General features: G+C 74.0%; 3 protein-coding genes and 1 pseudogene. 1 reads left to right on the forward strand and 3 read right to left on the reverse strand.

What is annotated here, in order from left to right; genetic code table 11:
* A pseudogene (locus tag J0670_RS28750) lies at window positions 1–269 on the forward strand (hypothetical protein); the annotation flags it as partial.
* Between the two features lie 76 nt (window positions 270–345).
* Here J0670_RS28750 and J0670_RS28755 read toward each other — a convergent pair.
* From J0670_RS28755 to J0670_RS28765, 3 genes are all read right to left on the reverse strand, one after another.
* A complete protein-coding gene (locus J0670_RS28755; RefSeq protein WP_207814610.1) occupies window positions 346–2,499 on the reverse strand; it encodes an acyltransferase family protein in 2,154 nt (717 codons plus the stop codon).
* A 157-nt stretch (window positions 2,500–2,656) separates the two neighbouring features.
* The gene (locus tag J0670_RS28760) at window positions 2,657–4,387 is read right to left on the reverse strand and encodes a cellulose synthase catalytic subunit (protein WP_307806740.1); all 1,731 of its coding nucleotides are present in this window, start codon (window positions 4,385–4,387) and stop codon (window positions 2,657–2,659) included.
* 247 nt (window positions 4,388–4,634) lie between these two features.
* A complete protein-coding gene (locus J0670_RS28765; protein WP_207814611.1) occupies window positions 4,635–5,192 on the reverse strand; it encodes a GNAT family N-acetyltransferase in 558 nt (185 codons plus the stop codon).
* Window positions 5,193–5,478: the final 286 nt, after the last annotated feature.

The raw sequence follows: 5,478 nt of genomic DNA on the forward strand, positions 1-5,478 counted from the left end.
CGCTGCCGAACATCCCGCCGGAGCCTCCGGCGGCCCCCTCCGCCGCGCCGGAGCAGGCCGAGGCCCAGCACGCGCCGGCGAGCCCTCACCCGAAGGCGACCCACAGTCCGCATTCGGCCGCGTCCACGCATGCCGTCCCGGCGCCGCCACCGCCGGACACGGCCACGCCGTCCCTCGGGCCGGAGAGCCTGTGTGACCAGGCCGAACGCATCGGCCGCTGGCCGGCCGGCTCGGAGCAGGCCCGGCTCTGCCACAGCGTCTACGGCTGAGCCGGAGCGGCCCCCGGCCCGCTGGACGCCAGCGGGCCGGGGCGCCCGGAAGGCGGGGCGCCGAGAAGGCGGGGCGCTACGCGGCACCCCCCAGCAGCGCCTTGTCCAGCCGTGGCGCCAGCACCCGGGCCAGGGTGTCCGTGATGTGCCCGGTGTCCCGGTAGAGCACCACGCCCTCCAGGACGGCGGGGCAGCTCGGCCCCGTCCCCGGGCAGAGCAGCGGGCCGAGGTCCAGCGTGCTGACCCCGTAGCGGGCGGCGAGGCCGCCTTCGAGCAGCGGGTCCGGCTCGAAGGCGGTGTCGCGGGGGAAGAAGCAGGCGTCGGAGCGGCCGTCGGAGGCGGCCAGGCAGGTGGGGATGTCCTTGCCCGGCATGGGGGTGTCCCCGAGGTAGGCGAGCGGTGCGCCGAGGGCGGTGAGGCGGTCGAGGGTGCGGGTCCAGCCCTCGGTGCGCTCCTGCTGGCTGCCGTAGCGGTTGAGGCCGGCCATCAGGACCAGGCGCGGCCTGGGGCCGGAGGTGAGCCGGGTGAGGGTGTTCTCGCGCCAGCGGTCGCACTCCTCGAAGGTGCGGCCGAGCACGTTGTTGCGCACGGTCAGGGTGGCCAGCGGGCAGCCGGGCTTGACGAGGACCTCCAGCGCCCAGTGCCGCTGTTCGGCGAGCTTCAGGGCGGCGGAGATCCACTGTCCGGCGTGCGAGTCGCCGAGCAGCACGATCCGGTCGGGGCTGTTCTCGTCGCCGAACAGGCAGCGCGGACTGCTGTCGGCGTTGAGCGGGATCTCGCAGCCCTTGCCGGGCGGGAAGTCCTCCCGGGCGCGGGCCAGCGAGGGGGTCAGGCTGAGCACCCGGGTGCCGGGGGCGAGCAGGGTCGGCCCGTCGACGGCGCCGGCCGGGGCGGCGATCGGCCCGGCGGCCGCGCCGCCGAGGGCCCGTACGGTGCCGCCGCCGAGGGTGAGGGCGGCGATCAGCGGGATGACCAGGGCGCTGGCCCCGACCGCGAGGCCGCGCCGGGGCGCCGGGCTGCTGCCGTACCGCAGCGGCTGTTCGACCAGCCGCAGGGTGAGCCAGGCGGGCAGCGCGCTGGCCGCGGTCAGCGCGACCAGAGTGGTCCAGGGCAGTGCGCCGTACCGGGCCTGGGCGATGGTCAGCACCGGCCAGTGCCACAGGTACCAGGCGTACGACAGGCGTCCGGCGGCGCGCAGCGGGCGGCTGCCGAGCAGGCGTCCGGCGTCACCGGCGCCGAGCGCGCGCTCGGCCGGGCCGGCGAGCAGGACGGCGGCGGTGCCGAGGACGGGTGCCAGCGCGGCGGCGCCGGGGAACGGCGTGTCGCGGTCGTACAGGACGACCGGGGCGAGGACGGCCGCCAGGCCGACCCAGCCGAGCAGCCGCAGCGTCCATGCCACGGGGCGTCCGGGCGTCCGTACGGCGGCCGCGCGGCCCAGCAGTGCCGCGCAGGCGCCCGCGGCGAACTCCCAGAGCCGGCTGCCGGTGGAGAAGTAGGCGAGCGGCGCCGAGGTGGCCGTCCAGCGCAGGCACAGGACCAGCGAGACACCGCCGATGGCCACGGTGGCGAGGGTGATCGCCACGGTCCGGCGCCGCCCGTGCAGGTAGCGGGCGAGGCCGAGCAGCAGGACGCCCCAGAGCAGGTAGAACTGGTTCTCCACGCCCAGCGACCAGAAGTGCTGGAGCGGGCTGGGGTCGTGTTCGGCGGCGAGGTAGTCGGTCTGCTGGCCGACGAAGCGCCAGTTGGCGAACTGCCCGGCGGCGGCGATGAGGTCGCGGGCGAGGTCGGTGCCGCGCAGCGGGTCGAGCAGCGCGCCACCGGCGACGGCGGTGGCGACGAGCACGGTGGCGGCGGCGGGCAGGATGCGCCGGGCGCGGCGCGCGGCGAAGTCCCACAGGCCGAGCGGGCGGCCGAGCAGCAGGCCGGTGATCAGGAAGCCGGAGATGACGAAGAAGATGTCGACGCCGACGTAACCGCCGGTCAGGCCGGGTACGGCCGCGTGGAAGGCGAGTACGGAGAGTACGGCGATGCCGCGCAGCCCCTCGATGTCGGGGCGGAAGGCGGTGCGTCGGCGGGTGGCCTGCACGGCGGCGGCGGGCTCGGGGACGGCGGTCTGCCGGTCGACCCGGACGACTCCGGGCAGCAGCTCGTTGGCCTGCACGGCGGCGGAGGCGGGTGCTGCGGAAGCAGCGGAACTGGACGAGGACGAAGGCGGTACGGCCGTTGACACGGCGGTGCTCCTTGCAGGGCTGGCAGCGGTGGTGGGCCCGCCGGGCCGATGGGGCGGCCGACGGCGGAGTCCGCGCCGGTGGGGCGACGCGCAAGGAAAGCGACTCGAAGAGCAGGTCAGCAGGAAGAGCAGGTCAGAAGGTCGTGCGAAGGACGGCTCAGAAGATCAGCGGATCGGCCCAGCCGGAGGCCAGCACCCCGCCCAGCAGCAGCACGGCGGTGACGGCGACGGCCTCGGCCCGTCCGAACCCGATCTCTCCGGAGCGGCTGCGCACCGGCGCGGCGACCTCGCCGGCGGTGGCGTCCTTGCCACCGCCCAGCAGCGGCCACAGGGACCGGATCAGCGGAACCATGGTGTAGGCGGTGAGCGCGAGCAGCCCGGCGAGCGCCCAGAACGGCCGCCAGCCGTACTCCAGGCCGGCCCGGACCAGCCCGGCGACGCCGGCGAGGACGACGAAGCCGAGCCAGCCGACCCCGAGCCGCGCGACCGTACGGGCCAGCGAACTGCGGCCGGACACCGCGCCGGTGGGCACCCAGTCGGCGGAGCGGCGGCGCAGCGCGTGCCCGATGGCGACGATGTGGCAGAGCCCGCCCAGGAGTTGGACCCGGGTGACCTCGAAGCGCCAGCGGGTGCGGGACATCGCGGGCAGCAGGACGAGGGCGACCCAGATCGGCGGCAGGAAGGGCAGCACCTGCCAGGGCTGGATCTCGTCCGGCCTGAAGAACAGCATGATCAGCGCGGGCAGCGGCACGGCGAAGACGTTCACCGCGCTGGTGAGGTAGCCGAGGATGCCGTTCCAGAAGCAGAGCCGGGCGGAGCGGGAGAGCGGACCCCTGCGGAAGTCCGGGTCGCGGACGAGGGCGAGGGAGCCAAGGCACCAGCGGTACTGCTGGCTGATGAAAGCGGGCAGGCCGGTGGGCGACATGCCCTTGGCGACCAGCGCGGGCACGTACCGGGTGGTCCACCCGGCGCGGGCGAGCGCGAGACCGGTGTAGAGGTCCTCGCTGTGGTCGATCTCGGCGAAGCCGCCGATGCGCATCAGGGCGGCGCGGCGGTAGAGGGCGTTGGTGCCGCAGCAGACGGTGCCGTCCTGCGCGTCCCGGGAGGGCTGGATCCAGCGGTAGAAGATCTCCTGGGTGGCTCCGGCGGCGCGTTCGAGCCAGGACATGTCGGCGTCGGTGTCGAAGCACTGCGGGCTCTGCACGATGCCGACCTCGGGGTTGTCGAGGTAGGGCACCAGGTGGTGCAGGAAGTCGGGGCGCGGGCAGAAGTCGGCGTCCAGGACGGCGACGATCTCGCCGTTGCCCTCGGCCAGGCCGTGGTTGAGGTTGCCGGCCTTCTTGAACCGGCCCCGGTCGGGGCGGGCGCGGTACTCGAAGCCGTGGGACTCGGCGAGTTCGCGCACCTCGGGGCGGGCGGCGTCGTCGAGGACGATGACGGTCAGCTCACCGGGCCACCGGACGGCGGCGGTGTGCCGGTAGGCGTTCGCCAGGACGGCCAGCGGTTCGCCGGCGGTGGGCAGCAGGAGGTCCACGCTCGGGTGGCGGGCGGGGTTCCAGGCGCGCAGCAGCAGGTCGTGCGAGTCGCGGGTGAAGCGGCGGGCGCGCTGGCCGTCGGTGAGCGAGAGCAGCCAGGTGGCCGCGTTGAGCACGGTGAGCAGCAGGAACGGCCACAGCAGCGGCTTGCTGAGAGCGAACAGGCCGAGCGTGGCGGTGGCTCCCGCGTAGGAGAGGGTGGCGCACAGCAGCACCCAGCGGCGCTGCGGGCCGAAGTACCAGTAGAGCTCCTCGTCGTCGGGCGGGGCGGGCAGGCGGAGGTCGGGGTCCGCGGGTTTCCGGCGCGGACCGGTGTCGGGTGCGGGCATGGCGGTGCCATGGAGTACGGGCATGCGGAAATGGCCCCTCTGGGCAGGCGGACGGAACCTTGCCGTGCGCGCTCAGCCTCTCACATTGGCCTAGACCAATCATGAACGAGGTATGACATCTCCGCATCGCCCCTGGTCAGGGACTTGACTCTCAGTCACCTGCCGACGAAACGTCAAACGATCAACGAATTGACCCCTTGGAACACCTCTGAGAACGGGCCCGGAACACCCTCCGGTTCAACCGGTTCCGGGCTCGCCCCGGCCGCTCCCCTCAGCCCCGCCCGATCTCCTTGACGAGGCGCTCGAACCGCAGGTCCGGCCGCAGCGGGATGCCGAAGCGCTCGTTGCCGTACGGGAAGGGGCTGAACTCCCCGGTCCGGTGGAAGCCACGCCGCTCGTACCAGGCGATCAGCTCGGCCCGCTGCTCGATCACCGTCATCTCCATCGCGCCGACGCCCCATTCCTCGCCGGCCAGCCGCTCCGCCTCGGCGAGCACGGCCCGGCCGACCCCGCCGCCCTGCAGCCCGGGCCGCACCGAGAACATCCCGAAGTACGCGCACTCGCCGCGCCGCTCCAGCTGGCAGCAGGCGACCAGCTCACCGTCGCGCTCGGCGAGCAGCACCAGCCCGTCGGCGTGGCCGACCGCCTCCGCCACCCCCTCGGCGTCGGTGCGCTGCCCCGCCAGCAGGTCCGCCTCGGTGGTCCAGCCGGCCCGGCTGGCGTCGCCCCGGTACGCGGACTCGACCAACGCGACCAGGGCCGGGACGTCGGCGGGCTTGGCGGGACGGAAGACGAGCTCCCCGGCGGTGCCGGTGACGGTCTCTGACATGGCGGTTCCTCATCTCGTACGGGAAAGCGTCCGGGCATCGTGCCACAGCGGGCCGACCAGCGGTTATGCCGGTCAGGCCGGGCGACCCACCGAGTCGGATGGTCGGCGCATATGACACGTGTTTACGAATTCACCTCAGGGTCCTGGCTATCTGTCGGGTCCATGACTACGGTGCCACCCGGTCGGACCATTCTCCGACTCCGATCGGACCAGAGGAGTCTCCATGCCCCGCTCTGCCCGCTCCGTCCGCTCCACCGGCAACAGATCAGCCGCCCTCCGCCGACTG

The sequence above is a fragment of the Streptomyces sp. FH025 genome (genome assembly GCF_017427025.1).
Lineage (GTDB): Bacteria > Actinomycetota > Actinomycetes > Streptomycetales > Streptomycetaceae > Kitasatospora.